Source organism: Deltaproteobacteria bacterium, from assembly GCA_003696105.1.
Classification (GTDB): Bacteria; Myxococcota_A; Polyangia; order Haliangiales; family J016; genus J016.
On record RFGE01000214.1, the window covers coordinates 1 to 26245 of the forward strand.

Annotated in this window: 19 protein-coding genes; 8 read left to right on the forward strand and 11 right to left on the reverse strand. The window is 70.6% G+C overall.

The features are described 5' to 3' along the window. A partial coding sequence (locus tag D6689_14240; GenBank protein ID RMH40254.1) for a serine/threonine protein kinase occupies positions 1-1625 on the reverse strand: 1625 nt, incomplete at its 3' end. Between the two features lie 42 nt (positions 1626-1667). On the opposite strand from D6689_14240, the gene D6689_14245 reads away from it, so the two are divergent. The 3 genes from D6689_14245 (at position 1668) to D6689_14255 (ending at position 6400) form a co-directional block, all read left to right on the forward strand. Further along, positions 1668-2645 (forward strand): hypothetical protein, encoded by a 978-nt coding sequence (locus tag D6689_14245; protein RMH40255.1) that lies wholly within the window; start codon positions 1668-1670, stop codon positions 2643-2645. A 53-nt stretch (positions 2646-2698) separates the two neighbouring features. After that, positions 2699-4069 (forward strand): hypothetical protein, encoded by a 1371-nt coding sequence (locus tag D6689_14250; protein RMH40256.1) that lies wholly within the window; start codon positions 2699-2701, stop codon positions 4067-4069. A gap of 93 nt (positions 4070-4162) precedes the next feature. After that, positions 4163-6400, forward strand: a complete 2238-nt coding sequence (locus D6689_14255) for a bifunctional salicylyl-CoA 5-hydroxylase/oxidoreductase (GenBank protein ID RMH40272.1) — start codon at positions 4163-4165, stop codon at positions 6398-6400. 42 nt (positions 6401-6442) lie between these two features. Here the strand turns inward: D6689_14255 and D6689_14260 are convergent, their stop codons facing one another. The 7 genes from D6689_14260 to D6689_14290 form a co-directional block, all read right to left on the reverse strand. Continuing rightward, positions 6443-7729, reverse strand: a complete 1287-nt coding sequence (locus D6689_14260) for a hypothetical protein (protein ID RMH40257.1) — start codon at positions 7727-7729, stop codon at positions 6443-6445. Between the two features lie 183 nt (positions 7730-7912). Next, entirely contained in the window at positions 7913-8698 is a 786-nt protein-coding gene (locus tag D6689_14265; GenBank protein RMH40258.1) for a creatininase family protein, read from the reverse strand. Continuing rightward, positions 8698-10332 (reverse strand): benzoate-CoA ligase family protein, encoded by a 1635-nt coding sequence (locus tag D6689_14270; protein ID RMH40259.1) that lies wholly within the window; start codon positions 10330-10332, stop codon positions 8698-8700. The genes D6689_14265 and D6689_14270 overlap by 1 nt, the downstream gene beginning before the upstream one ends. A gap of 3 nt (positions 10333-10335) precedes the next feature. After that, a complete protein-coding gene (locus D6689_14275; GenBank protein ID RMH40260.1) occupies positions 10336-11433 on the reverse strand; it encodes an acyl-CoA dehydrogenase family protein in 1098 nt (365 codons plus the stop codon). 7 nt (positions 11434-11440) lie between these two features. Then, entirely contained in the window at positions 11441-12259 is an 819-nt protein-coding gene (locus D6689_14280) for an enoyl-CoA hydratase family protein (protein RMH40261.1), read from the reverse strand. Then, complete coding sequence (locus tag D6689_14285; protein RMH40262.1) at positions 12256-12660, reverse strand: RidA family protein; 405 nt, start codon at positions 12658-12660, stop codon at positions 12256-12258. Before D6689_14285 ends, D6689_14280 begins: the two co-directional genes overlap by 4 nt. Continuing rightward, positions 12657-13418 (reverse strand): SDR family oxidoreductase, encoded by a 762-nt coding sequence (locus tag D6689_14290; GenBank protein RMH40263.1) that lies wholly within the window; start codon positions 13416-13418, stop codon positions 12657-12659. The genes D6689_14285 and D6689_14290 overlap by 4 nt, the downstream gene beginning before the upstream one ends. Before the next feature lie 225 nt (positions 13419-13643). On the opposite strand from D6689_14290, the gene D6689_14295 reads away from it, so the two are divergent. The 5 genes from D6689_14295 to D6689_14315 are packed head-to-tail and all read left to right on the forward strand — an operon-like array spanning position 13644 to position 22213. After that, positions 13644-15524 (forward strand): hypothetical protein, encoded by a 1881-nt coding sequence (locus D6689_14295; protein RMH40264.1) that lies wholly within the window; start codon positions 13644-13646, stop codon positions 15522-15524. Positions 15525-15559: 35 nt separating this feature from the next. Beyond that, entirely contained in the window at positions 15560-16567 is a 1008-nt protein-coding gene (locus D6689_14300) for a MoxR family ATPase (GenBank protein ID RMH40265.1), read from the forward strand. A gap of 11 nt (positions 16568-16578) precedes the next feature. Beyond that, positions 16579-17502, forward strand: a complete 924-nt coding sequence (locus D6689_14305) for a DUF58 domain-containing protein (GenBank protein RMH40266.1) — start codon at positions 16579-16581, stop codon at positions 17500-17502. After that, positions 17499-19496, forward strand: coding sequence for a VWA domain-containing protein (locus D6689_14310; protein RMH40267.1), 1998 nt, complete (start codon positions 17499-17501; stop codon positions 19494-19496). Before D6689_14305 ends, D6689_14310 begins: the two co-directional genes overlap by 4 nt. Positions 19497-19498: 2 nt before the next feature. Further along, a complete protein-coding gene (locus D6689_14315; GenBank protein RMH40268.1) occupies positions 19499-22213 on the forward strand; it encodes a VWA domain-containing protein in 2715 nt (904 codons plus the stop codon). Here D6689_14315 and D6689_14320 read toward each other — a convergent pair. The 3 genes from D6689_14320 to D6689_14330 all read right to left on the reverse strand — a co-directional run bounded on the left by D6689_14320 (position 22170) and on the right by D6689_14330 (position 25835). After that, positions 22170-22772 (reverse strand): response regulator, encoded by a 603-nt coding sequence (locus D6689_14320; protein ID RMH40269.1) that lies wholly within the window; start codon positions 22770-22772, stop codon positions 22170-22172. The genes D6689_14315 and D6689_14320 overlap by 44 nt on opposite strands. After that, entirely contained in the window at positions 22769-24079 is a 1311-nt protein-coding gene (locus D6689_14325) for a serine/threonine protein kinase (protein ID RMH40270.1), read from the reverse strand. Before D6689_14325 ends, D6689_14320 begins: the two co-directional genes overlap by 4 nt. A gap of 103 nt (positions 24080-24182) precedes the next feature. Then, positions 24183-25835, reverse strand: coding sequence for a hypothetical protein (locus D6689_14330; GenBank protein RMH40271.1), 1653 nt, complete (start codon positions 25833-25835; stop codon positions 24183-24185). Positions 25836-26245 lie beyond the last annotated feature (410 nt).

A 26245-nucleotide genomic window follows, 5' to 3' on the forward strand; every position in this document is an offset into this window, starting at 1 on the left:
CCGCCCCCGACCGCCGCCGCGCGGGCGCCGCTCGCGCCCCGGCCCGGCTCCGCCGTCCGGCCCGCCCGTGCGGCGGCCGCCGCCGCGACGCCATCGCCGGAGCCGCTGGCGGTCCGCGATTCGCGCGCCGCGCCGCCGTCGCCGTGCACCAACAGCCAGCCGATCGCCGCCAGCGCGGCCATGCCCCCGGCGACCAGCGCCGCCCCAGCCGAGTGCCGCGCCCCGCCGCCGCGCGCGACGTCCGCGGCGCGCGGGGCCGCCACCGCGCCGGCGGTCTCGCCGCGTCGATCGCTGGAGCCGCCCGCGGGCCGCTCCGCGCCGTCGTCCGCCGCCGGGTGCCGCGCCCCGCCCTCCGCTGCCGCGCCGCCGCGCGACTCCGACCGGGCCGCCACCGCGCCGGCGGTCGCGACGCCGTCGTCCCCCCCTGTCGGCCAACCGCTGCCGGTGTAGGGCATCCCGGTGTCCGCCGGCGTGTACGTAAACGCCGGCACCTCGGACGTCGCCCGATCGTCGTCGGCGATCGCCGGCACGTCGGCCGTCGGGTCGGCCCGCAGCGGCATGCGCAGAGCGGGCGCGTCCTGCACCCGCGTCGAGTCCTGCGACTCACCGTGGTGAGCCGCGGCGTCGAAGTCGACACCCGCGAGTCGACGCTGCCGGGCCAGTTCGTCCGCGAATGCGTCCTCCATCAGCGCCGCCGCCGCGACCGCGCTCATCGGCGGCCCGAGCGCGCGCAGCGCGCGGTCGACGTCCGCCCCGAACTCGCGCGCCGTCGCCTGGCGGCCGGCCGGGGACCGCGACAGCGCCCGCTCGATCGCCACCGCCAGCTCCGGCGGCAGATCCGGCCGCACGTCCAGCGGACTCGGCACCGGTTCCTCGGTGATCGCGCGGAACGTAAGGTAGTCGGTGTCTCGCTTGAACAGCCGGCGACCCGTGAACGTTTCCCATGCAACCACGCCGAGAGAGAACACGTCGCTGCGCCGGTCGACCGGCTCGCCGCGCAGCTGCTCCGGGGACGAGTACGCATAGGTCCCCTTGACCGCGCCAGTGCGCGTCTTGTCGAGGGCCCCGCGGGCCTTCGCCACGCCAAAGTCGAGGACTTTCGCGATCCCGGTCGACGTGACGAAGATGTTGGCGTGGCACACGTCGCGGTGGACGACACCGACGAGCGCACCGTCCGCGTCGCGCAGCTCGTGGGCGGCGTGCAGCCCCTCGCACACCTGCGTGAGCAGGCGGCCGAGAAAGCGCAGGTCCGCCAGCCGGCGGTCGCGCCGGCGCTCCTGCACGACGCGGCCGAGCGGCACCCCCTCGAGGTACTCCATGGCGATGTAGTAGGTGCCCTCCGCCTGCCCGAGTTCGTAGGTCTGGCAGACGTTCGAGTGGTGGATGCGCGCCGCGATGCGCGCCTCGTCGCGAAACATCGCAACGAACCGCGGATCCTCCATCAAGTGCGGCAACAGGCGTTTGAGCACCACCAACTTGTGGAACCCGCCCGCGACGTCGCGGTGGCGCGCCAGGAACACCTCGCCCATCCCGCCCGTCGCGAGCTTCGCCAGCAGCACGTAGCTGCCAAACGTCCGCGGGTAGTCCGCGGACGGATGGCCGTTGGGGCGGGCCGGCGTCGCCACAATTTGTGATGCTACCACGTCGCCGCACACGCGAGCCCGCACATGGGTCGCAACGATCCCGACATCTGCGGCGAACGCGCACCCGGCGGGCCGGTCGGTCCCGTTGCCGAACGCGCGCCGCGTCGCTATCGTGCCACCATGTCGGCGATACGCCGGTTCGACGGTCGACCTGCGCGCGGCGTCCCCGCATACCGCCGGATCGTGCCGTTTGTGTTGCGCGGCCGCAACGAGTCGGCGGTGTACTTCGAACAGTCCGTCGACCTCCGGGCGACGCTTCCGTGGCTCGACGCCGTCAACCGGACGCTACCGGTGCGCGCGACCCTGTTTCACCTGCTGCTGGCTGCGATCGCGCGCGTGCTCGACGAACGCCCGCGGCTCAATCGGTTCGTGGCCGGCCGGCGGTTGTACGACCGCGACGGCATCTGGTTGTCGTTCGCGGTCAAGAAGCGCATGTCCGACGACGCACCGCTGTCGGTGGTCAAGCACCGCTTCGACCCGACCGAGCCGTTCGCCGACATGGTCGTTCGGCTCACCGACGCGATCGAACGGGCGCGATCGAACCGGCCGTCGCCCGTCGACCGCGAGGTCGCCTGGCTGTTGCGCCTGCCGCGCCCCGTGCTCGACGCCGCGGTCTGGACGCTGCGCGCCCTCGACTACTTCGACGTCGTCCCGCGCGCCCTGTTCGCACACGACCCGATGTACGCGAGCGCGTTCGTCGCCAACCTCGGCAGCATCGGACTCGACGCCGCATACCACCACCTGTTCGAGCACGGCACCTGTCCCCTGTTCGTCACGCTCGGCCGGATTCGGCGCGCCCCCGTAGTGACCGATGGAGATCGCATCGAGGTGCGGCCGATCGTGTCGCTCAAGTTCACGTTCGACGAGCGCGTCGAGGACGGCCTGTACTGCGCCCGCGCGATCGAGCGGCTGTGCGGCTATCTCGAAGCGCCGGCCGAGTGGGCGGGCCGCGCCCCCGCCGGAGCCTCCGGCCCCACCGCCGCCTCCGTGCAGCGGACGTAAGCGCGCGTACCACTACGGGCATCGCCTGGCATGGACGTTGCTTTGGTTCGTCCATGCCCGCCGGGCGGCCGGGCGCGGAGGCGACCATGCGATACCTGTACGGAGACGCGACCCCCTTCCCGCTCGAGGAAAACTTCATCGAAACCCTCGTCGCGGCGACCGATGCGTGCGTGTCGCTGCTGCGGCTGGACGCAGCGGCCGAACGCTCGCGCCGGGAAGCGCACCTCGCGCGGATGCAAGCGGGGGTCGAAACCGGCGAAGTCGACGGGCTCGCCGAGGCGGTCGCCGCCGTCTGCGACCGGTACGCCCAGGCCGGCGAGGACAGCGCGGCCGCGGCCCTGGCGCGCCGGCTGCGGCAGACGGCCGCGGCCGGCGCCAAGTCGGCGCGCGCCGCGATCGCGCGCCGCCGTGACGCGCGCATCCGCAAGCTGGGCCTCGACACCACCGCCGACGCCGTCGTCGAGGTTCTCGGCGAGCTGTTGTGCGCCCGCGAGCTGCCCGACACGACCTGGCGCCTGCGGTGGAAGGCGGCCAGCGGGGACGATGCGACGAAGGCCCACCTGCACGCGACCGCCAACCCGATCGACCTCCAGGCGCTGTTCGAGGTCGACGTCCCGGCCGACCACTTGTGGCACGGTCCGGTCCGCGTCGACCAGCTCGCCGGCGACGTCGAGGTGTCGGTGCTCAGCGTGCGCAGCTGGGTGCGCGGCGGCAAACGCCTGCGCCGCGAGCGGCTCGACCGGCAGTGGATCACCGAGGTGGAGGTGTCTCCCGAACGGCGCGCGTTCGTGGTGAGCCGCAAGCCGTCCGGCCCGAGTCGCCGCATCCAGGTCGTGCTCGACGCACCGGACCAGGACGACGCGACGCTGCGCGTGGTCGACGACGGGGCGGGCGGGGTCGGCGACGTCCAGATCGTGTCCGACGCCGATCGCGCCGAGCTCGAACGGCTGTGGGACCGGATCGAGGACACCATCCGCTCGCTGATCGTCCACCGCCGGCGCATCCTTCTCGCCACCCTCGACAAGCGGCCGGTGCGCGAACTCGAACGGCCGCAGCAGGTCGCCGAGGCGATCCTCGAGGCGATCGGCCCGCTGGCGCGCGAAATGCGGCGGCGCAGCCGCGTGCCGGGCGAGATCACGCTCAAGCGCGAACTCGGCGACGGGCGGCGCGAGGAGCTGTTCATCCCGAAACAGGAGCTCGCCGCCAAGTTCGCCGGCCTGTCCGACGAACATCGGCGCATGTTCGACGTGTTCGGCCTCGACGGGACGGCCGAACTGGTCACGACCGAGCGCCCGCGCAACTTTCCGATCCAAAAACGGATCGCGAGAGGGACCGGCGACTTGAGCGACGCGGGCACCAACCCGGCGGCCGACGACCGGGCGAACGCCGCCGCGGGCGCGCCGCCGCTGCGGTTGGTGACCTGACGCGGGCCCGGCGCGATCGGCACTATGGTGCAGCACCGCCCGCGCGGTGGCGGCGGCTGCGCGCGCTATAACCCGGCCGTGGACATCGTCAGTATCGGCGGCGGCCCCGCAGGGCTGTACTTCGCGATTCTCATGAAGCGTCTCGATCCGCGGCACCGCGTGCGCGTGATCGAGCGCAACCGGCCCGACGACACCTTCGGCTTCGGCGTCGTGTTCTCCGACGCGACCCTCGGAACGCTCGCCGCGGAGGACGCGGAGGTGTTCTCCGCGATCGAGCGGCAGTTCTGGCACTGGGACGACATCCACACGTTCGTTCGCGGGCGCAAGCTGGTGTCGACCGGACACGGCTTCGCGGGAATGAGCCGGCAGCGACTGCTGTCGATCCTCCAGGCGCGCGCGCGCGACCTCGGCGTCGACCTCGAGTTCGGCGTCGAGGTGACCGACCTGTCCCCGTACGCCGACGCGGATCTGATCCTCGGCGCCGACGGGGTCAACAGTACCGTGCGCGCGCTGCGCGCCGGCGCGTTCCGCCCGCACATCGACTGGCGGCCGAACCGATTCGTGTGGCTCGGCACGACCTATCCGTTCGACGCGTTCACCTTCTACTTCAAGGAGAACGAACACGGGCTGTGGCGGGTGCACGCCTACCGCTACGAGGAGTCCGCGTCCACCTTCATCGTGGAGTGTACAGCCGACACGTTCGCGCGCACCGGGCTCGCCGTCGACGATGAGGACGCGACGGTCGCCTACGTCGAGCGACTGTTCGCCGACGAACTTGCGGGGCACCGGCTGCTGAAGAACCGGTCGATCTGGCGGCGGTTTCCGACGGTGACGAACGAGCGGTGGTTCGACGGCAACGTCGTCCTCATCGGTGACGCGGTGCACACGGCACACTTTTCGATCGGCTCCGGCACCAAGCTCGCCATGGAGGACGCGATCGAACTGCGCAACGCGCTGCGGGACGAAGCCGACCTGCCGGCCGCGCTCGCGCGCTACGAGCGACTGCGGCGCCCGGCGGCCGAGAGCCTCCAGCGGGCCGCGCAGGTGAGCCTCGAATGGTTCGAAAACACCGAACGCTACATGCGGCTCGAACCGGAGCAGTTCCACGTCAGCCTGCTTACGCGCAGCCTGCGGGTGACGCACGACAACCTGAAAGTCCGCGATCCGGCGCTGGGCGCCGCGCTCGAGCGCTGGTTTGCCGAGCGCGCCGCCGCCCAGACGGGGATGCCGGTGCCGACGGACCCGCCGCCGCCGCCGATGTTCACGCCGTTCAAGCTGCGAGACGTGACGGTCGCCAACCGCGTCGTCGTCTCGCCGATGTGCCAGTACTCCGCGGTCGACGGCACGGTGGGCGACTGGCATCTCGTCCACCTGGGCAGCCGCGCGGTCGGCGGCGCGGGACTCGTCCTCACCGAGATGACCGCGGTGTCGGCCGACGCGCGCATCTCCCCCGGGTGCGCCGGACTGTACGCGCCAGAGCACGTCGCCGCGTGGAGGCGCATCGTCGACTTCGTCCACACGCATTCGCCGGCGAAGATCGGCATCCAGCTCGGCCACGCCGGCCGCAAGGGATCGACCAAGCGGCTGTGGGAGGGTGCGAACGAGCCGCTCGATGCCGGCAACTGGCCGCTGGTGTCGGCGTCGCCCATTCCGTGGGGCCCGCGCAGCCAGGTCCCCCGCCAGATGGACCGCGACGACATGGACCGCGTGCGGGACGACTTCGCGCGCGCCGCGCGGCTCGCCGACGAGGCCGGGTTCGACTGGCTCGAGATCCACTGCGCGCACGGCTACCTGCTCGCGAGCTTTCTGTCGCCCCTGACCAACCGCCGCACCGACGACTACGGCGGTCCGGTCGAGCAGCGCATGCGCTTCCCGCTCGAGGTGGTCGACGCCGTGCGCGCCGCGTGGCCTGCGCGCAAGCCGATGAGCGTGCGGATCTCGGCGACCGATTGGCACCCGGACGGCATTTCGATCGAGGACGTATGCGAGGCGGCGCGCCTGTTGAAAGCCCACGGCTGCGACATCCTGGACGTGTCGGCCGGCCAGACGGTGCCCGACCAGCGGCCCGTCTACGGCCGCCTGTTCCAGACGCCGTTTTCCGACCTCATCCGCCTCGAGGTCGGCATTCCGACCATCACCGTCGGCAACATCAAGTCCTACGAGGACTGCAACAGCGTGCTGATCGCCGGCCGCGCCGACCTCGTGGCGATGGCGCGCGCCCACCTGTGGGATCCGTATTTGAGCCGCCACGCCGCCCGGGCGCTGGGGGTCCCGCCGACATGGCCGCCACAATACGTGTCGATCGAGTCGTTCGACCCGCGGTTCGAGTGACGGACGGGCGCGGCCCCGGTGCCGCGAGGCGCCGTCAGCCCACTACGGCTCCACGCCGCCGAAGAACTCCTCGTCGCACCGGATCGGGAACGCATCGCCCTGGAAGGCGTTGTTCGTGAGCGTGTTGTCCGCCTCCAGCGTGGCGTAGTTGGTGACCACGTCCGACGGCGGCGGGCAGGCGCCGAAGCCCCACACGTGAATCCCGGCGAGGTGGCCGTCGATCGTGTTGCCCTGGATGGTCACGTTCTTCGACCGGCCGTCCGGGTACTGATTGTCGCTGTCCGACACAATGATGCCGACGCCGCCGTAGTTGTCCTTGAACGTGTTGTTGCGTGCGGTCACGCCGACCGCACCGTCGATCCACAAGCCGGCGTCCCAGTAGTTGTTCAATGCCAGCAGGAAGTTGTGCTCGCCGAGGTTGTCCTCGACGGTCGCGTCGTCTCCATCTTCGATCAGCATCGCGCCGCCGCGCGTCCGCCGGATCGTGTTGTTGGCGACGCGCCCGGAGATCGCAAACGTATTGATGCCAGTCCCGAGCACCTCGCCGCACAACACCCTGGCGAGCAATGGACCGTTGTCCTCGAACACGCTGTTGGTCACCGCGACGTTCTTCGTTCCGACGAGGTTGAGCCCGAACCCCTCGCCTTCCGAATCGAGGTTCACGCTGCAGCGTCCGTTGTTGCGCGACACCACGTTGTCGATCGTGACGCCGGCGCCGTTGAGGGTCTGAATTCCGGCGTCGATGCAGTGCTGCACCGTGAGGTTCTCGATGCGAATGTTGAACGACTCACCGAGCGTGATCGCTGCGCTGCGCCAGTGTTCGCAATCGAGCACGACATCGCTCGGCGCGTCACCCTCGCCGCGAATCACGATCGTCTCGCTGTTGGCGTCGCCCAAGGCGGCCACCGCGGCGGCGCCCAGATACGTGCCGGGTTCGATGTGGATCGTCTGCCCCGGGGCGACGCGGCACAGCGCCTCGCGCAGCGTCGCGAGCGCCTGGTTGCGATTCGCCCCCGACGCGGCGTCCGACCCGTCCGGGGCCACCCACACGTCCTTGCCCGCCACGGCCGGACCGCTCTGTCCGAGGCACGACGTCGCGCCCGCGATCACCTGGCCGAGGTTGTCGTCCTCCTGCGGCGCCTCGGGCAGGTTCCCGCACAGCCAGTCCGCGTCGTCGTCCACGATGCCGAGTTCGGCCGGCAGCGCTGCCGGCTCCGTCGAGCCGCACCCGCCGCCGCCGCCGTCGGTCCCGCCGGGGCCCGCGTCCGCCGTCACGTCGTCATCGTCGTCGTCGCCGTCGTCTCCCGAACAGCCCGCAGCGACCAGCATCGCCGCCAGCGCCGGCGCCGACCAACGCGCGCGCGGCGCCCGCAGACATCTCAGCGTAGTCAAAGCCATCGCACTCCTCCGGTTTGCGGTGTCCAACAGCCCCCGCGCCGTGCGCGGAGCCCCCGGCGTTCATGGTACACGACGAGCGCCGCGCGCGACCACCCCGCGCGGCGGCGCTCGCGCCTACTCGTCGCGATCGCCTGTCCGTACGCCGAGTTCCTCGAGCGCCTCGAGCACCTCGGTGACGACCATCGTCGCGAGGGCATCGAGCGTCTCGCGCCCCTCGGCGGCGGACGCCGCGGCCGGCGCGCCGGCGTACGCGCGGTCCAGCCCCATGTCGACGAAATCGGTGACCCCGGCCCGGAGCTGCTCGGACAGGCTCACGCGCACCTCTGGCAGCTCGCTGCGGATTGCGTCGTCGACGCCGTCGGGCTCGAGCGCGAGCACGAGCGACGTCTCGTAGCGGCCCGCGTGACACGCACCGGACCTGAACTCGTCGGTGAGCGTCCGCGCCCACCGCCGCGACAACGGGCACGCGACCGACACGCGCCCCGGCGGCCGCCCGGCCGCCGCCGCGCGGACCGCGCCGTCGTGCGCCGGCTCGAGGTGATTGTTGACGAGGCACACGTGAGTGACCCGCTGGGCCAGCAACGCATCGATGACCGCGCGCAGATACGCGGTGAGTGCGCGCGCCGGGATCGACACGGCCCCGGCGAACCGTCCGGCGCACTCGGTGACGCCGTAGGGCACGGCGGGCGCCACGAGCGGCTCGATCCCCTCGGCCAACAGCCGGTCCGCGGCGACCTGCGCCACCCCCTTGGAAATGATCGTGTCGGTCAGCAGGGTGAGGTGCGGGCCGTGCGGCTCGACGGAGCCGACCGGAACCAGCGCGACCACCGGCCGGCCGCTGTCGACCAGCTCGCCGAACGTGTCGGTCGTGAGCCAGGTGAGGCTGTAGTCGCGGGTCATCATACCCGCACCTCGCCGCCCGCCTGCGCGATCAGCCGCTTGCGATCCACCTTGCCGCGATCGTTTTTCGGCAGATCGTCCACGAACTCGACGTAGCGCGGATACTTGTGCTTGGACAGGCGCGTCTGCACGTGGCGCTGCAGTTCCTCGGCCAGCGCATCGCCGGGCGCCACGCCATCGCGGAGGACCACGTACGCCTTGGGCTTGACCAGGCCGTCGACGCGGACCGGGATCACCGCGCACAGCGCGACAGCCGGGTGCTGCAGCAGGCACTCTTCGACCTCGAGCGGCGCGACCCAGATGCCGCCGACCTTGAACAGGTCGTCGGCGCGACCCGCGAACCACAGGTACCCGTCGGCGTCCCTGCGAAACAGATCGCCGGTGCGGCACCAGTGCCCGTGGAACGTGCGCCAGCTCGCGTCGCGGTCCTGAAAGTAACCGAGCGCGACGCTGTCGCCCCGGACCCACATCACGCCGGTCTCGCCGACCGGCACCGGATCGGCCCCGGGGCCGTCGGCGTCGCGCGGCAGGATGCGGATCTCGTAGCCGTCGACCGCGCGGCCGACAGAGCCGGGGACGACGTCACCCGGGCGGTTCGTACAGTAGATGTGGAACATCTCGGCCGAGCCGATGCCGTCGTAGACGTCGACACCCCAGCGCTCGGTCACGCGCGCCAGCAACGACGGGGGCAGCGCCTCGCCGGCCGACAGGTGAAACCGCACCGACGACATGTCCAGGTCGCCGGCGTAGTCGAGCAACTTGCCGAGCATCGTCGGGACGTTGGTGACGATCGTCGGCCGATAGCGCGCGATCGCCGCCGCGAGCGACTCGGGCGTCGGCCGTTCGGAGAACAGAGCGGTGGTGGCGCCCACGGCGAACGGAAACATCAAGTTGGTGCCCGTGGCATAGCCGAAAAACAGGCGAGGAACACTCACGGTGACGTCGTCGCGCCGGTAGCCAATCGTGCGCTTGGCGTAGACCTCGGTGTTGAACGCGAAGTCCCGGTGCGTGTGCATCGCCGCCTTGGGCCGGCCGGTGGACCCGGAGGTGAACAGCCACATCGCGAGGTCGTCGCGCCGCGTCGGCGGCAGCCCCGGGTCGGGCAGGTCGCGACCGCGCACCACCGCCTCCGCCAGCGGCTTCACCTCGAACGGCGCGGCGGCCAGCGACTCCGGGACGGCGACGGGCGCCTCCGGGTCGCCGCCGGTCGGCGTGTCGGGCACCAGCCACACCGCCCGCACGTAGGGGCTGGCGTGCAGCGCGGGCGCGAGCGCCGCCGCCACGGCCGGCGTCGTCACGAGTGCGGCGCACCGGCTGTAGTCGACCACGTAGGCGAGATCGTCGGGCGGCGCCGCCGGGTTGCCCATGGCGACGACCGCGCCGTGCGCGAGCGCCCCGAACAACGCCCACGCAAACGGCGGCGTATCGGGCAGCACGATGTAGACGCGCTGCTCGCGCACCACCGACGCGTGCGCCAGGGCGCGAGCGACCGCTCGCGCGCGCTCGGCGACGTCGGCGTACGTCCACCCGCGGTCGCCGTAGCGGATGGCGACCTTGTCGCCGAGGCCCTCGCTCAGGCGGTCGAACAGATAGTAGTCGGCGAGGTTGAAAGAATCGGGAAACGTCACCGCCATCGGTCACCCCTCCGCAAACGACTTGCCGATGATCAACCGCTGGATCTCGCTGGTGCCCTCGTAGATGCGCAGCGGACGGATCGCGCGGTACAGCGCCTCGACCACCTCGCCGGCGACGACCCCGCGCCCGCCGAAGATCTGCACGGCGCGGTCGATCACGCGCTGCGCCGCCTCGGTGGCGAACAGCTTGGCCATCGCCGCCTCGACGGTCACGCGCTCGCGGCCGGCGTCCTTTTCGTAGGCCGCGCGCAGCACGAGCAACCGCGCCGCGTCGATCTCCGTCGCCATGTCGGCGACCATCGCCTGGACGAGTTGGTGCCGCAACAGCGGTTTGCCGAACTGCTTGCGGCGGCGGGCGTGCGCCACCGCCTCGTCGAACGCGCGCCGCGCCATGCCGACCGCCGCGGCGCCGACCGTGACGCGAAAGGTGTCGAGCGTCTGCATCGCAAGCGCGAAGCCGCCGCCGACCTCGCCGAGCAGCGCGTCCGCCCCGACCCGGCAGCCGCGAAACGTCAGTTCGCCGATCGGGTGATCGTCACCGACGCGCAGCGGCGCCTCGTTCACCCCGTCGGCGCGCGCGTCGACGACGAACGCGGTGATGCGGCTGTGCGGCGCACCGTCGCCGGGCGTCTTGGCGAACACGACGTACTGATCGGCGATCCCGACGTTCGAGATCAGTGTCTTTGCGCCCGCGAGCGTCCACCCCCCGTCATCCGTCGGCGTCGCGGTAGTGCGCAGCGACGCGACATCGCTGCCGGCGTCCGGCTCGGTGAGGGCGAACCCGGCGATCCGGTCGCCGGCGCGCAGCCCAGGCAGCCACGCGCGCCGCTGGTCCGGCGTCCCCGCCAGCGCGATCGGGTACGACCCCAGCCCGTGCACCGCGAAGATCGCGTCCGCCAATGGGGACACGTAGGCGAGGCGCTCGCGGATCGCGCACACGCTGCGCACGTCCACCCCGCCCGCGTCCGGCACGAGATACGCATACAGTCCGTGCGCGCGGCCGAGCGCCTCCGCGACGTCGCGCGGTGCGCCGCCGAGCCCGTCGATCGCCGCCAATCGGGCGACGAGTTCATCGTGTCGCGGTTCGAAAAATGGCCGCATGCCCGGATCAGTCCTCGCAGATGTCGGCGCCGGCAAACCTCGGCGGCCGCTTGGCGCAGATCGCGTCGAACGCCGCGCGGAAGTCCGGGTGCGCCATGCAGATGGCCTGCGCCTGCGCCTCGGCCTCGATCGCCGCGTCGAGCGACATCGCGTACTCGCTCTCGAGCATCTGCTTGGTCATCGCGTGCGCGAACGCCGGCCCGCGCGCGAGCGTGCGCGCCCACTGGCGCGCGAGGTCGACCGCCGCCGCCGCGTCGTCCACGACGCGGTTGACGAGCCCGATCTGCAGCGCGCGTTCCGCGTCGATGATCTCGCCGAAGAACAACAGCTCGGCCGCGTGCGCCAGCCCGACGATCCGCGGCAGCAAGTAGGCCGCGCCCATGTCCGCGCCGCACAGGCCGACCGCCGGGAACACGTAGCCGAAGCGCGCGGTGCGCGCGGCGATGCGCAGGTCGCACGCCGCTGCGATCACCGCGCCCGCGCCGACCGCGACGCCGTTGACCGCCGCGATGACCGGCCGGCGGAGTTTGCGGATGTTCGCGATCAGCCGGCCGGTGGCGCGCGTGAATGCGAGCAGGCCGTCCATGTCGCGCGAAAACAGCTCGGCGATGATGTCGTTGCGATCGCCCCCCGAGCAGAACCCCCGCCCGGCGCCGGTGAGAATCACCGCCCGCGCCTCCGGGATCTCGAGCGCGGCGAACGTGTCGGCCAGCTCCTCGTAGATCTCGAACGTGAGCGAGTTGAGCCGCTCGGGCCGGTTGAGCGTGATGGTTGCCACCCCGCGGTCGAACGCGAGGTCGAAGTGCTCGGCGGTCGGCAGGCTCATTCTCGGTTCTCCGCCAGCATCGCGATCGCCTGGATCTCCACCATGCCGCCCGGTTCCACCAATCCGGCGACCTGGACGAGCGTCATCGCCGGATAGTGGCGGCCGAATCGATCGCGCCACACGCCGGCGAGTTCACCGAGCGATCGTCGATACGCATCGAGGTCGGTCACGTAGATCGTCATCGACACGATTTCGGTCGGGCCGCCGCCCGCCGCGCGAACGACGGCGATCACGTTGTCGAGCGCCTGCGCGAACTGCGCGACGAACCCGTCGGCCATCCGGCCGTCGGTGTCCCACCCGACCTGCCCGGCCACGTACAGCGTTCGACCGCGCGCGACGATCCCGTTCGCGTACCCCTTCGGCGCCGGCCAGCCTTCCGGTTGAATGACCTGTTGCTTCATTTCAAGAGCCCTCCGCCGTCGACGACGATCGTCTGGCCGTGGATGCCGCGCGCGTCGTCGTCGCACAGCACGGCCACCGCGAATGCCACTTCGTGCGGCGCCACCAGCCGCCGCTGCGCGCTGGCGCGTTCCAGTTCCGCGCGCGCGGCCTCGGGGGTGCGGCCCGTCTTGGCCGCGATGGTCGCGACCGCGCGTTCGGTCATGTCCGTGTCCACCCAGCCCGGGCAGACCGCGTTGACCGTGACCCCGGCGCGCGCCACGTCGAGCGCCAGCGCGCGTGTGAACCCGACGACCGCGTGCTTCGACGCGCAATACGCGGCCGTGTAGCGGAAGCCGGTGAGCCCTGCGGTGGACGCGATGTTGACCACGCGTCCCCACCCCCGCGCGCACATCGGTGGCACGAGCGCGCGGCACAGGCGGAAGACCGCCGTCGCGTTGATCTCGAACATGCGATCCCACATCGCGTCGTCCGTGGCGGCCAACGTCGCGCTGTCGGCGACCCCGGCGTTGTTGACGAGCACGTCGACCGCACCGACGCGCTCGGCGACGCACGCGATCAGGCGATCCGTGTCGTCGCGGTCCGCAAGGTCCGCGCGTATCGCAACCGCGTCGATTTCGCGCGCGACCGCCGCGAGCGCGTCCTCCGAGCGCCCCGCGATCGCAACGCGCGCCCCCGCGGCGGCGAGCGCACGCGCACACGCGGCGCCGATGCCGCGGCCACCTCCCGTCACGAGCGCCGTCCGACCGTGCAGCGACATGCGTCGCGTATACTACAAACGGTCGCCGGGTGCGGCCGTTGCGGTGCGCGGTCGCGCAGCGCCGCCGGTCCCCGCGGTGGCGCCGGCGCGCCGCTGCGCCTCGCCCCGGCGCCGCCGGCCGCCGCCGGGGCGCCGCCAGATCGGCGCGCGAGATGGCGCGTTCGACAACGGTGCTACACTCGAACGAGCGCCGCCAATTCGGCGCACCGGACGCCATCCCCCGTCATGCCCGGCGATATCGCACCCCTTTACGCCCCGATCCGACGCGCGCGGCGACGCCTGCGGCTGCGGAGCGCCCTCGAGGCGGCCACGACCGCGTCGATCCTGGCGGCCGCGATCGCGATGGTGACGATGTACTTGGCGCGGCGCGACGCGATCGGCACCTCGTGGGCGATCGCGATGGGGATGACCGCCGGCGCGCTCGTCGTCGGCGCGGCCGTGTGGGGCGCGGCGCGCCGGCTTCCCGACCCGTTCGTCGCGGCCAAGATCGACCGCGCCTGCGGCCTGCACGACCGGCTCGGGACGGCGATCGACTTTGCGCGCCGCCTTCAGCGCGGCGACGTCGTCGATCCGGACACGCGCGCATTCATGGAGGCCGCCATCGCCGACGCGATGCGTCACCTGCCGAATGCCGATCCGGCCAAGGCCACTCCGTTCGCGATTCCCCGCGACGCGCGCGCCGCGGTCGTGTTTGCGGCCGCGACGGCCGCCGTCGCCCTGCTGGCGTTCCCGCGGCCGGGGCCGTGGCAGATCTGCGCGGGCGGCCGGTGCGCGTCGCTGGCCGAACTGGACCGCCTGATGCCGGACCCCGGCGCGGCGCCGGACGACCCGGTCGAACTCGACGACGACGACGTGCTCTACACCGAGGAACTGCTCGCGGACCTGCGGCGAACGGCCGAGCAGACGCGCGACCCGCACCTGGAGGCGTTCGTCGACGAGGTCGAGGCGCTGTTGGCCAGGGCCAAGGCCGGCCAGATCGGCAAACAGGAGCTGCTCAAGCAGCTCGCCGCCAAGGAGCGGGAGTACCTGCGCGGGGCCGACGAGGATCTCGATCCGGTGCTGTCCGAACTCGAAAAGACCGGCCGCGAGCTACAGAAAAACGAGTTGACCCGCGAACTCGGCAAGGCGCTCGAGCGGCGCGACCTCGCCAAGGCCGAGCGCGAGTTCGACAAGCTCGCCGACAAGCTGGCCAACGACGAGCTGTCCGACCGCCAGCGCCAGCAGCTCGCGAAGGCGCTCGAGCGCGCGGCCGACCAGTTCGACAAGCGCCAGCGCGCGCGCGACCAAAAGGCCGATCGCCAGCTCGAGAGGGCCCGGCGCGACGTCCGCCGGTTGCAGCGCCGCCTCGCGCGGGAGACCGACCCGCAACGCCGCGAGGCCATCGCGCGCCGCCTGCGCCAGAAGCAGCGCGAGTTGAAGCGGCTCGAACGGGACAAGCAGCAACGCGAGCAGTCCGCGTCGCAACGCCGGCTCAAGCGATTGCACCGCAACCTGCGCAACGCGGCGCGCGACATGCGGCGCGACGACGCGCCGTCGCGCCGCACACTGTCGTCGCGGCGCATGAAGGACCTCGCGCGCGACACCGGTCGCGTCGACGCCGACCGGCGCAAGCTCGCCAACCAGCGCAAAGTCGCCACCCAGATGGGCGACCTGAAAGAGGCGCTGCGCCGGGCGCGCCGCCGCGGCGGCATGAACAGCAAGTTCGGCAAGAACCGGCGCAATCAGGACTTCCGAGCCCGCGCGCGCGGCGGCCGCGGCCGACGCGACGCGTGGCGACCCGCGCAGCCCGGCGGCCCGCTACGCAGCGACAGCCGGTGGGGCGACGAGGACGGCGGCAATCCGCTGGGCGATCCCACCCCGCGCACGGGCGACGTCAAAGACGAGCAGCTGTCGGGTGTCCACGGGCGGGGCCCGTCGGTGCGCGAGACGATCATCACTGCAGCCCAAAAGGGATTCGCGTCGCGCGCGTACGAGAAAGTCTACGCCAGCTACAAGGCCGTCATCGAAGAAGTCATGCGGACCGAAAAGGTCCCGAGCGGCTACAAGTACTACGTCAAGCGGTACTTCCAGAAGATCAAGCCGCCCTCACCGGAATCCGTCGATTGACGCGGCACCTGCCCGTCGCCGCTTCAGGACTCGCCATGACCGACACCACGCCACCACCGGACATCGAACGCCACGTCGATGCGTTTTGCGAGGATCTCCGCCGCCTGCGCGCCGAGATCGCAAAGATGATCGTCGGCCAAGAGGACATCGTCGAGGGCGTCCTGATGGCCGTCCTCGGAGGCGGGCACGCCCTGCTCGAGGGCGTGCCCGGTCTCGGCAAGACGATGCTCGTCCGAACCCTCGCCGACTGCGTCGACGCGAAGTTTGCGCGGATTCAGTTCACGCCCGACCTGATGCCGGCCGACATCGTCGGCACGAACGTCATCGTCGAAGACGCTCACGGCGGCAAACAGTTCGAGTTTCAGCGCGGACCGATCTTCGCCAACATCGTGTTGGCCGACGAGATCAACCGGGCGACGCCCAAGACCCAGTCGGCGCTGCTCGAGGCCATGCAGGAGGGCTCCGTCACCGTCGCGAAGACGACCTATGCGCTCGACAAGCCGTTTTTCGTGCTCGCGACGCAAAACCCGCTCGAGATGGAAGGCACCTACCCTCTGCCCGAGGCGCAGCTCGACCGGTTCTTCTTCAAGCTGAAGGTCGCGTTTCCCGATCGCGAAGCGCTGCACGCGATCATGGACCGGACGACGTCGGAAGTGTCGCCGCGGCCCGCCAAAGTCATCGACAAGGACCGGCTCATCGACATGAAGCAGTTCGTGCGCCGCGTACCGATCGCGCGCAACGTGCAGGACTACGCCATCCGCGTGCTACAGGCCACTCATCCGGACACCGCGCCGGCCACGGAGATGACCAAGAAGTACGTGCGTTACGGGTCGTCGCCCCGCGGCGTGCAGGCCATGCTGTTGGCGGGCAAGATCCGCGCGCTGCTCGGCGGGCGCTACGCGGTCTCGATCGACGACCTGCGGGCCGTGGCGGCGCCGGCGCTGCGCCACCGCATCCTGTTGAACTTCGAGGGCGAGGCCGAGGGCGTCGACCCGGACGACTTGATCGCCGACATCCTCGAGCGCACGCCGGAAGCGATCTGAGCGACTCGACCGTGGCCGCGACCGCCGTCCACCTCCCTGGCCGCACCGACGACCGCAGCCGGTTGTTCGACGAGGCGTTCCTCAAGAAGCTCGAGTACCTGCACATCGTGTCGCGCAAGGCGTTCACCGGCACCCTGCGCGCAGAGCGCAAGACGCGCACCGTCGGCTCCGGTATCGAGTTCGCCGACCACCGTCGCTACTCGATGGGGGACGACTTTCGCTACATCGACTGGAACGTCTATGGCCGGGTCGATAAGTTGCTGTTGCGACTGTTCGAGGAAGAGGAGGATCTCACCATTTATTTGCTGTTGGACGTGTCGCGGTCCATGCAGATCGGCGAGCCGCTGAAGCTGCACTACGCAATGCAGGTCGCGGCGGCGCTCGCATATATCGGCCTGGCCAACCTCGACCGCGTCGCGATCGTGCCGTTTGCCGACGAGTTGCGCGACCCGTTGCCGCCGGCGCGCGGCAAAGGGCGCATCTTCAAGGTGTTCGACTTTCTTCGCGCGGTGCCGGCCGGCGGCCAGACGCGCATGACGGACTGCCTCACCCAGTTCGTTCACCAGCACAAGCGCCGCGGCCTCGCGGTCGTGTTGTCGGATTTCTACGACCCGGACGGATTCGAAGCCGGCCTGAACGTATTGCGCTACAACCGGTTCGAACCGTTCGTGCTCCAGATCTACGACCGCAAAGAGGCCGACCCGCGACTCGTCCACGGCGACCTCACACTCGTCGACTGCGAGACCGGCGACGAACGCGAGGTCACCGTGTCGCGATCGCTGCTCGAACAGTACGCTCGCGAGCACGAGCGCTACTGTGCCGCGCTGAATCACTACTGCACGCAGCGCGCGTTCCCGTACTTCCGCACGCACACGGGTGTGCCGTTTGACGATCTCATTTTGCGGATCTTCCGCGAAGGAGGGTTTTTGCGGTGACGTTCGGCATGCCGATCGCGGGGACGACCCTCGCTGCCGCGGCAGCCGTGCTCGCCGCCGGCGCGGTCGGCGCGTACATCCTGAAGATGCGGCGCCGCCGGTTCGAGGTGCCGTTTTCGCGGCTGTGGCAGCGCGTGCTGCGCGACACCGAGTCCGCGTCTCTATGGCGGCGACTCAAGCGGTGGCTGTCGCTGGCGTTTCAGCTCGCCATCCTGGGCACACTCGTGTTTGCCGCCGCCGACCCGGTGCTCGGCTCGCCGCCGGCCAACGCCAAACACGTCGTCGTCATCGTCGATGCGTCCGCGTCGATGAAAGCGGTCGACGCAGGCGACGCGGCCAGCGAGCGCCGCATCGACGTCGCCCGGCGGCGAGCGCACGCCGTCATCGATGCGCTCGGCGCGGGCGACGCGGCCATGGTGGTTCGCATGGCCGGCCGCGCAACCCCGCTGTCGCGCCTCACCAGCGACAAGGCCGCGCTTCACCGGGCGATCGATTCGATCGACGCCGACGACACCCCGGCCGATCTGCGCGCCGCATTGACCCTTGCGGCCGACGCCCTCGCCGATCGCGCGCATCCGGTCGTCATCCTGGTCGGCGATGGGGCGTACCCGGCCGAGCCCCTGGACGACGCGGTGTGGGAGCCGTTGCCGCCCACCGCCGATTTCACGTCTCGCCGCCTGCGCGCGATCGAGCTAGCCGGCATCGACGTGTACTTCGTCCCGGTGGGCACGCGCGGTGACAACGTCGGTATCGTCGCGTTCAACGTCCGTCGGTACCTCGCGAATCGACTGTCGTACGAGGTGTTCATCGAAGTGCAGAACTTCGCGGATCGCTCGGCGACCGTCGAGCTGACGCTGTACAGCGGCGCCAGCGCAGTCGACGTCCAGACGCTCACGCTCGACGCGGGCCAGCGCGTCCGGCGCCTGTTCCCCAACCTCGGCGGCGGCGACGGCCACCGGCTCAAGGCGGTCGTCCGCAGCGTTCGCTCCGCCGACGGCCAGTGGGTTCGCGACGTGTTTCCACTCGACGACGTGGCCTATGCATTGCTGCCCGAACGCAAGCGGCAGCGCGTACTGCTCGTTACCGAAGACAACTTGTATCTCGAAGGCGCGATGCTCGTCTACGACAACGTCGCCGTCGACAAGCTGTCCCCGGCCGAGTACGAGGCCACGGCTGCCGCCCTGCCCCATTACGACGTCGTCGTGTTCAACGGCGTCACACCGAAGCGCGTCCCCGACGACGCCAACTTGATCTATTTCGATCCATCCGGCCCAGACAGCCCGCTGCCGGTCGTCGGACAGATCGAGGCTCCGCGCGTCACCGACGCGGCAGAGCACCATCCGATCCTGCGCTGGGTCGAGCTCGGCGACGTCAACTTCGATCGCGCGCGCGTGTTTCGTATCGATCGCGCGCGCGGCGACGTCAGCCTCGCGCGATCCATCCGCAGCACCATCATGGCCGCCGCCCGCCGCGACGGCCGCAAGATTGCCGCGTTCGGCTTCCCGCTTACCGGCACGGACATGGTGTTGCGCATCGCGTTCCCGCTGCTGCTCGTCAACACGCTCGACTGGATGGCCGGCGACGATGCGGACCTCATCACCACGTACGCCACCGGCAAGCGGCTGCGCGTCCCGATCGACGTGCCGCCCGGCGCGACCGAGGTCGAGGTCCACACGCCGAGCGGTCGCACGCTGCGGGCGCCGGTCGCCGACGGACTCGCGACGTTCTACGGCGCCGAGGTCGGCGTTCACCAGGTGGTCGCACGCGCGGACGGTCAGGTGCTCGCGACGGTCGAACTCGCCGCCAATCTTGCGAATCCGGCCGAATCGGCGATCCGGCCCGCGACTCAGCTCCAGCTCGGCGGGCGCCCCCTCGCCGCGCCTCCGCCGTTTGAGCCGTCCCGCCGGCGACAGCTCTGGGCCTACCTGGCACTCATGGCGGTCGGCCTGCTGTCGATCGAGTGGTTTACCTACAGCCGCCGCATCACGGTGTGAAGATGTCGCGCCGGTCTGCCATCGCCCGCGCGTTGCGCCCCATCGCCGCCGGCATCGCTGCCGCGGCCGGCCTTGCGGCGCTGTTGTGGTGGACGGTCGCACACCGTGACGCGGTGTCGGTGACGGCCCTTGGCCGCACCGTCGAGTTTCTCGAACCGCGCTGGCTGCTGCTCATCGCCTTGTGCCCCTACTTTTTCGTCGTGCGCGCCTGGGCGCTCACCGACGTGTCGACGGCGCAGCAACTGCTCACGGCCGCCTGGCGATCGCTCGTCGTCGCCGTGCTCGCGCTCGCGCTCGCCCGCCCGGTGCACACGGCGTTCGACGACCGCGTGGCCACGGTCGTCCTCGTCGACGTGTCCGACTCGATCAGCGATGCACAGCTCGAGCGCGCTCGCCAGTGGGTCGCCGACGTCGACCGCGCCCAAGGGGAACGCGACCAGTTGTACGTCGTCACGTTCGCCGAGCGACCGCGCCGCGTGCCGCGCGGACCCGACGGGACGTTTGCCATTGCGCGCCATGACGGAGCCGGCGCGGGGACGAACCTGCAGGCCGCACTGCAACTCGCGTACGGGTTGTTCCCCCCGGGCTATTTGCCGCGGGTCGTCTTCGTATCCGACGGCAACGAAACGGCGGGCGACGTACTCGCCGAGGCCTATCGCGCGGCCGAACTCGGCGTCCGCGTGTCGTTTCACACGGTGGAGCAAGGGCGTGTCGACGAGATCCGCATCGCCGCCGTCCGGATCCCGGACGAGATCAAGGTCGGCGCCCCATTCGAGGTCACGGTCGACATCTGGTCGTCCCATCCGGAGACGGTCACCGTCGCGCTGGAACAAGACGATTTTCCGAACCCGCTGGAACCGCGCAAAACGGTTTCGCTCGTCGAGGGCGCCAACCGCGTCAAGTTCAAGGCTCAGGCCAAACGCGCAGGATTTACCACCTTCCGCGCGTCGCTCGTCTCGCCGCAGCGAGACACGGAACCGAAAAACAACGCGATGACCATGACCGCGCCGGTGCGCGGCCGGCCGCGCGTGCTGTACGTCGAGGGCGGCGTGCAGCGCGATCGGTCGCAGGCCAGCTACTTGGCGCGCGCGCTCGATCAGGAGCACATCGACGTCGAGGTTCGCGGTCCGCGCGGCATTCCGTCGCGCGCGAAAGATCTGGAGCGGTTCGATCTCGTGATCATCTCCGACGTGCCGGCGCACTTCATGGGGCTCGCGCAGATGCAGGCGATCGAGTCCTACGTGCGCGACCTCGGCGGCGGCTTGATCATGGCCGGCGGTGAAGACTCGTTCGGCTCGGGCGGCTATCAGGGCACGCGCATCGAAAAGATCATGCCGGTACGGTTCGACTCGGAGCGGATCCGCGAGCAGCCGAACGTCGCGATCGCGCTCGTCATCGACCGGTCCGGGTCGATGAGCGGCGCCAAGATCGAAGCCGCGAAGGAGTCGGCGCGGGCGACCGCCGAAGTGCTGTCCCCGCGCGACCTCATCGCCGTCGTGGCGTTCGACAACCAGCCGACCACGATCGTGCGCCTGCAGCGCGCGTCGAACCGCATGCGCATCTCGACCGATATCGCTCGGCTGCAGGCCGGCGGCGGCACGAACATCTACCCGGCGCTGCAGGAGGCGTTTCGCATCCTCCAGTCCGCCCGCGCCAAGGTCAAGCACGTGATCCTGCTGTCGGATGGTCAGGCGCCGTACGACGGGATCGCGGACCTCTGCCAGGAAATGCGCGCCAACCGGATCACGGTGTCGGCGGTCGGTATCGGAGACGCCGACCGCAACTTGCTCCAGATCATCGCCGACAACGGCGAGGGCAACCTGTACATGACCGACGATCTCGCGAACCTGCCGCGCATCTTCATGAAGGAGACGACCGAAGCGCAAAAGTCGGCGCTCGTCGAGGATCTCGTCAAGGCGATCGTCGTCAAGAACGTCGAGATGATCGAGGGCACCGGCGTCGCGAACGCGCCGTTTTTGCGCGGCTACGTGTCGACCAAGCCGAAGCCGACCGCGGAGGTCATCCTGGTGAGCGAACTGGGCGAGCCGCTGCTGGCGCGGTGGCGCGTCGGCCTCGGCACGTCGGTCGCGTGGACCAGCGACGTCAAGAACCGATGGAGCACCGACTGGATCCGCTGGAAGGGATACCCGAAGTTCTGGGCGCAGGTCGTCCGTACGGCGATGCGGCGCAAGGTCTACGACAGCTACGATCTGTTTGCCGAGGTCGCCGACGGCCGAGCCCGCGTGATGGTCGACGCGATCGACAACGACGACGCGTTCGTCAACGGCCTCGACACGACGCTCGAAATCGTCGACCCGGCCACGTCGAAGACCGTCCGCACCGTGCCGATGGAGCAGACCGCCGCCGGCCGCTACACTGCCGAGTTCGCGTTCGACCGCTACGGCAGCTTCCTGCTGAAGGCGGTGCACCGCCGCGACGGCCGCGTCGTCGCCGAGTCCCTCGGCTCGGTCGCACTGCCGTACCCTGCCGAGTACACGCGGTCGACGCCAAACACCGCCGCGTTGCGCCAGGTCGCCGTGGTCACCGGGGGCACGGCGTCGCCCGCCCCGGCGGCACTGTTCGACCCGCGCGGCGAATCGATCCCCTACACGCGCGATCTATGGCCGTGGTTCCTGCTCGCGGCCGCGGGGTTGGCGCTCGTCGACCTGTACCTCAAGCGGGTGCGTCTGTTCGGCTATCGGCCCGTGGCATTTTGACGAGATCCACCAGCGCCGACGACGACGCCGCCGCGAGAACGGTGGCCGGATCGAGTACGTATTCCCCGTCAGCGTCGAAGTCCACCTGCGTGATTCCCGGGTGCTCGGCCTCCAGTTGTGCGAGCAAGGCTCGGCGGACGTCGGCGATGCGCGACGCCTCGGTCGCCAGCGCCAGTTCGCGCTGGCGGTCGATCGCCTCGGCGACGACCGCCCGCAGCTCGTCGGGATCGAACGGCTTGTGCAGGAAGCGGTGAACCTCGCCCTCATTGATCGCGCGGGTGGCCGTTTCGACCGTGCCGCGGCCGGTCACCATGATGCGCGCCGCGTGCGGACACATCTCGCGCGCGATCGCCATCAACTCGAGCCCGCTCATCTCCGGCATGTCCACGTCAGACACGATCACGTCGACCGTCTCGGATGTGAGGATCTTGAGCGCCTCGGCCGCGCGCGATGCCTCGAGGATGCGATACCCGCGCGGCGACAGCGTGCGGCGCATCGCCGTGATGACGTCGTACTCGTCGTCGACGAGCAGAATCGTGTGCGCGTCGCCGAACATCACGCGGGCAACCACTTGCGCCAGCCGGTCCGCGCCAGCAGCTGTTCGACGCGTCCCAGCTCGGCAGCCAACTCCGCTGCGCTGCGGTAGCGCTGCTCCGGTCGCTTGCGCAGCAACTTCGCCACCAAGTCGACGAGCGGCTGCGGCAACTCGTCCATCGGACTCGTCACCGGCGGCGCCGGCGCGACGACGTGCTTGCGTGCGACGTCGACCGCCTTGTCTCCGTCGAACGGCGGCTTGCCGGACAACATCTCGAACAGGATGCAGCCGAGCGAGTACAGGTCCGCCGCCGGACCGCACTCCAATCCGCGCGCCTGCTCCGGCGCCATGTACGCCGGCGTGCCCAGCACCGTCCCCTCCGGCCCGTCCGGCACGTCGGCGTCGCTGCCGTCGAGCGTGCGCGCGGCGCCGAAGTCGACGACCTTGACCTCGTCGTAGTCGACCAGGAATACATTCGACGCCGACATGTCGCGGTGCACGACACCGGCGCCGTGAGCCGCGGCAAGTGCCCGCGCGATGTTCTTGGCGATGCGAACGGCGTGCGCGGGCTCGAACGCCCCGCGCGCATCGATGAGGTCGGCGAGGCTGCTGCCGTCGACGTGCTCCATCACCAGGTACGAGCGGCCGTCCGCCAGCGTACCGACATCGAGTACGTCGACGATGCCCGGATGGCGAACGCGCGCGGCCGCGCGGGCTTCGCGCAGAAACCGCCGTACGGCATCCGGGTCGCTCTTGAGCAGCGTACGCCGCATCACCTTGACCGCCACGACGCGATCGAGGATCGCGTGGCGAGCGCGGTAGACCAGCCCCATCCCGCCCGCACCGATCAGCCGCTCGATCCGATACGGGCCGATCGCAAACCCGTCCGGCAGGCGGGCCGGAAGTACCACCGTCGGCTCATCCGACACGGGCGCGACATCTTCGAGCAGGCGCAGCTCCGAGCTGAGGCCGCGCTCGGTCTGACGAACCGTCGCGATCAACTCCACGCGCCGGTCGCCGACGCGCAGCGCCACCCGCCCGGTCTGGGTGCCCCCGCGGCACAGGTCGATGCCCGCGAGCAGCGCCACGCGGGCGATCATCGCGTCGCCGAGGCCGTCGTGCACGGTGGTCGACGCCAGCGTGCGGCCGCCGCGCTCGAGGGTGACGACGTGGCGGTCGTCTCCGGCGAAGTCCGGCTCGATCCAGGCCGCCGTGGCGCCGCGATGCAGCGCGGCAACCAGCAAGATGTCGGTAACTTGTACCGCGGAATCGCGCGCCGGGACCGTGCGCGCATCGGCGGTGGGCTGTCGTGCGAACATGGGGACCGTCATCGCGGGCTCACGGGGACGGGTCGGCCGGTTGCCGAAAACCTTGAGCGCCGCTGGGCTGCGGGGCAGAGCTGGGGCGGTCCACCGACACGCGCGGCCGACGCGCTCAGCGAAACCGGTAGTCGAGCCGCAAAAACGCCGACGTGAACGTGATCGGCGGCTGGTCGACCCGCGTTCCCATCGCGTCGGCCGATGCGATGCCGTAGCGGCCGACGTACGCGGTCGCGACCGCGTACCACTTCGACGACAGCTGGCGGAACGCGAGCGCGCCGAGCTGCACGCTGGTCACCGATGAGGTGCCGAGGCAGGCGAGCGGGTCGAGCGTACCCGCGGGACACGTCGCTCCCATGGCTCCTGCCGTGTCGTCGCTGCTCGCGAGCACCTGCGCGCTGACCTCCACCTCGGTGCGGCCATCTTCGAACCGCCGCGAGCCCGTGAGACGAGCGATGGTCGCCTTCGAGTGATTGAAGTTGGCGTCTCCTACCCCGACGATGCGCGTGACGCTGCCGGCAAACCGCATTCCCCACACCGACCGCCGATCGACCGCCTGCAGGGTCACGTCGGCGGCCTGCGACTTCGGAAACGTATACGGCGTGCCGTCAGTGCCGATGACGGTGAATTCCGGCCGGCGCCGCAGCTGGCCGATCGCCGACAACTCGAACCGCATGTCGCGAAACGACGAACTCACCGCGACGCGAGCGGCCTCCGACGCGATGCGCAGCACCTCCGCGTTGTTCTGGATGCGCGCCCCGGCCGCGGCCGTATTCGGGTCCGGCTCTTCGAGATGCGCCTTCGCCTGCGCGTTGAGCGTCTCGGTGTCGACGTGGACGATCGACGCATTGATGCGAAACGTAAACCGCGGATGCCAGTCGGCCCCCAGCACGACGTTGTTGAACGCCACCGAGTCGCGCGCCGACTGCAGGTCGACGACCACGTAATGGTACAGGTCCAGCGCCGTCGACCGGCGCCAGTAGCCGTTCGCGGTGACGAAGACGCGCGCCGGTTCGAGTTGCCCGCCGACCCGATCGGCCGCGCGCGGCACGATGGCGCCGGCGCCAACTGCCCCGTGTGCACTACGACGCCGGTACGCCGCCGCAGCTCCGACCGCGACCGGCACCACGCGGGCACCGCGCGCCATCGGGTCCGCCGCTGTCGGATCCGGCGCCTGCTGTGGATAGTCGTCGCGAATCGACCGCGAGCCGCGCGCTGGATACAGCCCGGCGAACGCGACGTAGTCCCACGATCGGTTCTTGTCGAACACGACGCGCACGCCGTCGATCTTGGTCGCCGCCACGTCGACCACGGTCTGGCGCCCGAACGTCCACGTCGTCCGACGGCCGCGCCGGCGCATGAACAAGTCGCGGACCTCCAGTTCGGTCCGGTTGCCGAACATGCCCGACTGCGTCGGTATCCGGGCGTCGTCGGCGTCTTGTGTCCTGCTCGTGGCCGAGCCGAGTTGATTGAACCGCCCGCGCACGTCGACGCGCGCGTCCCAGTGGCCGCCGGAAATGTGGTCGGCCGACACCTGCAGGCGCAGATCGGTGAACAGCCGGTTGATCGGACTGGCCGACTCCGGCGGCTCCGTGCCCGCAGCCAGCGCCGGCGCGATCGCGCCAGTCTCGCGGTACGCGAAGGTGGTCGACGTCACGCGCGCGTCGTACCGCGTGCGCTCCGCCTGCTCTTCGGTTTCCTCGTCGGCCGGCACGAAGTTGCTCTGAGCGCGCACGCGCGCGGGCGCCAGCGCAGCCGCAACCGCCATCAGCCAGGCGGCCGCTCCCCATCGCTTCCTCACCGGCATATCGACTCCTTGCCGTAGGGCCGCGACGGCACCCAGAAGTTGGGGTTATGGCACGAACTGCAGTCCACGAAACCGCTGTGGTCGGGAGCATTCCCCCCCGCGCGCACGCGCCGCGCATCGGATGCGTGGCAGCCGTAACATGTGGGATTGAGCCCGCCGAATGCGCCGGCTTGGTGGCAGTTGAAACAAGGCAGCACTCGATGCAGGCCGGGCAAGTTGCAACCGACCGTCGTGTGATCGAACCGCGCCGGCGCAAACGACCACTGCGTGTGGCATTCGCCGCACCGCGGCGACAGCGAGTTCGAGTGGATATCGTCCTGCCGGTGGCACGTGATGCACAGGTTCCCCGTCCCCTGAAGCGGGCGCGAGTC

Bases quoted from the DNA above. Each gene is read 5' to 3' on its own strand.
- D6689_14265 (RMH40258.1), bottom strand. From the start codon at position 8,698: ATGACCCGCGACTACAGCCTCACCTGGCTCACGACCGACACGTTCGGC.
- D6689_14260 (RMH40257.1), bottom strand. From the start codon at position 7,729: ATGCTGGTCGCTGCGGGCTGTTCGGGAGACGACGGCGACGACGACGAT.
- D6689_14245 (RMH40255.1), top strand. From the start codon at position 1,668: ATGGGTCGCAACGATCCCGACATCTGCGGCGAACGCGCACCCGGCGGG.
- D6689_14300 (RMH40265.1), top strand. From the start codon at position 15,560: ATGACCGACACCACGCCACCACCGGACATCGAACGCCACGTCGATGCG.
- D6689_14290 (RMH40263.1), bottom strand. From the start codon at position 13,418: ATGTCGCTGCACGGTCGGACGGCGCTCGTGACGGGAGGTGGCCGCGGC.
- D6689_14330 (RMH40271.1), bottom strand. From the start codon at position 25,835: ATGGCGGTTGCGGCTGCGCTGGCGCCCGCGCGCGTGCGCGCTCAGAGC.
- D6689_14275 (RMH40260.1), bottom strand. From the start codon at position 11,433: ATGCGGCCATTTTTCGAACCGCGACACGATGAACTCGTCGCCCGATTG.
- D6689_14325 (RMH40270.1), bottom strand. From the start codon at position 24,079: ATGACGGTCCCCATGTTCGCACGACAGCCCACCGCCGATGCGCGCACG.
- D6689_14285 (RMH40262.1), bottom strand. From the start codon at position 12,660: ATGAAGCAACAGGTCATTCAACCGGAAGGCTGGCCGGCGCCGAAGGGG.
- D6689_14280 (RMH40261.1), bottom strand. From the start codon at position 12,259: ATGAGCCTGCCGACCGCCGAGCACTTCGACCTCGCGTTCGACCGCGGG.
- D6689_14295 (RMH40264.1), top strand. From the start codon at position 13,644: ATGCCCGGCGATATCGCACCCCTTTACGCCCCGATCCGACGCGCGCGG.
- D6689_14315 (RMH40268.1), top strand. From the start codon at position 19,499: ATGTCGCGCCGGTCTGCCATCGCCCGCGCGTTGCGCCCCATCGCCGCC.
- D6689_14270 (RMH40259.1), bottom strand. From the start codon at position 10,332: ATGGCGGTGACGTTTCCCGATTCTTTCAACCTCGCCGACTACTATCTG.
- D6689_14250 (RMH40256.1), top strand. From the start codon at position 2,699: ATGCCCGCCGGGCGGCCGGGCGCGGAGGCGACCATGCGATACCTGTAC.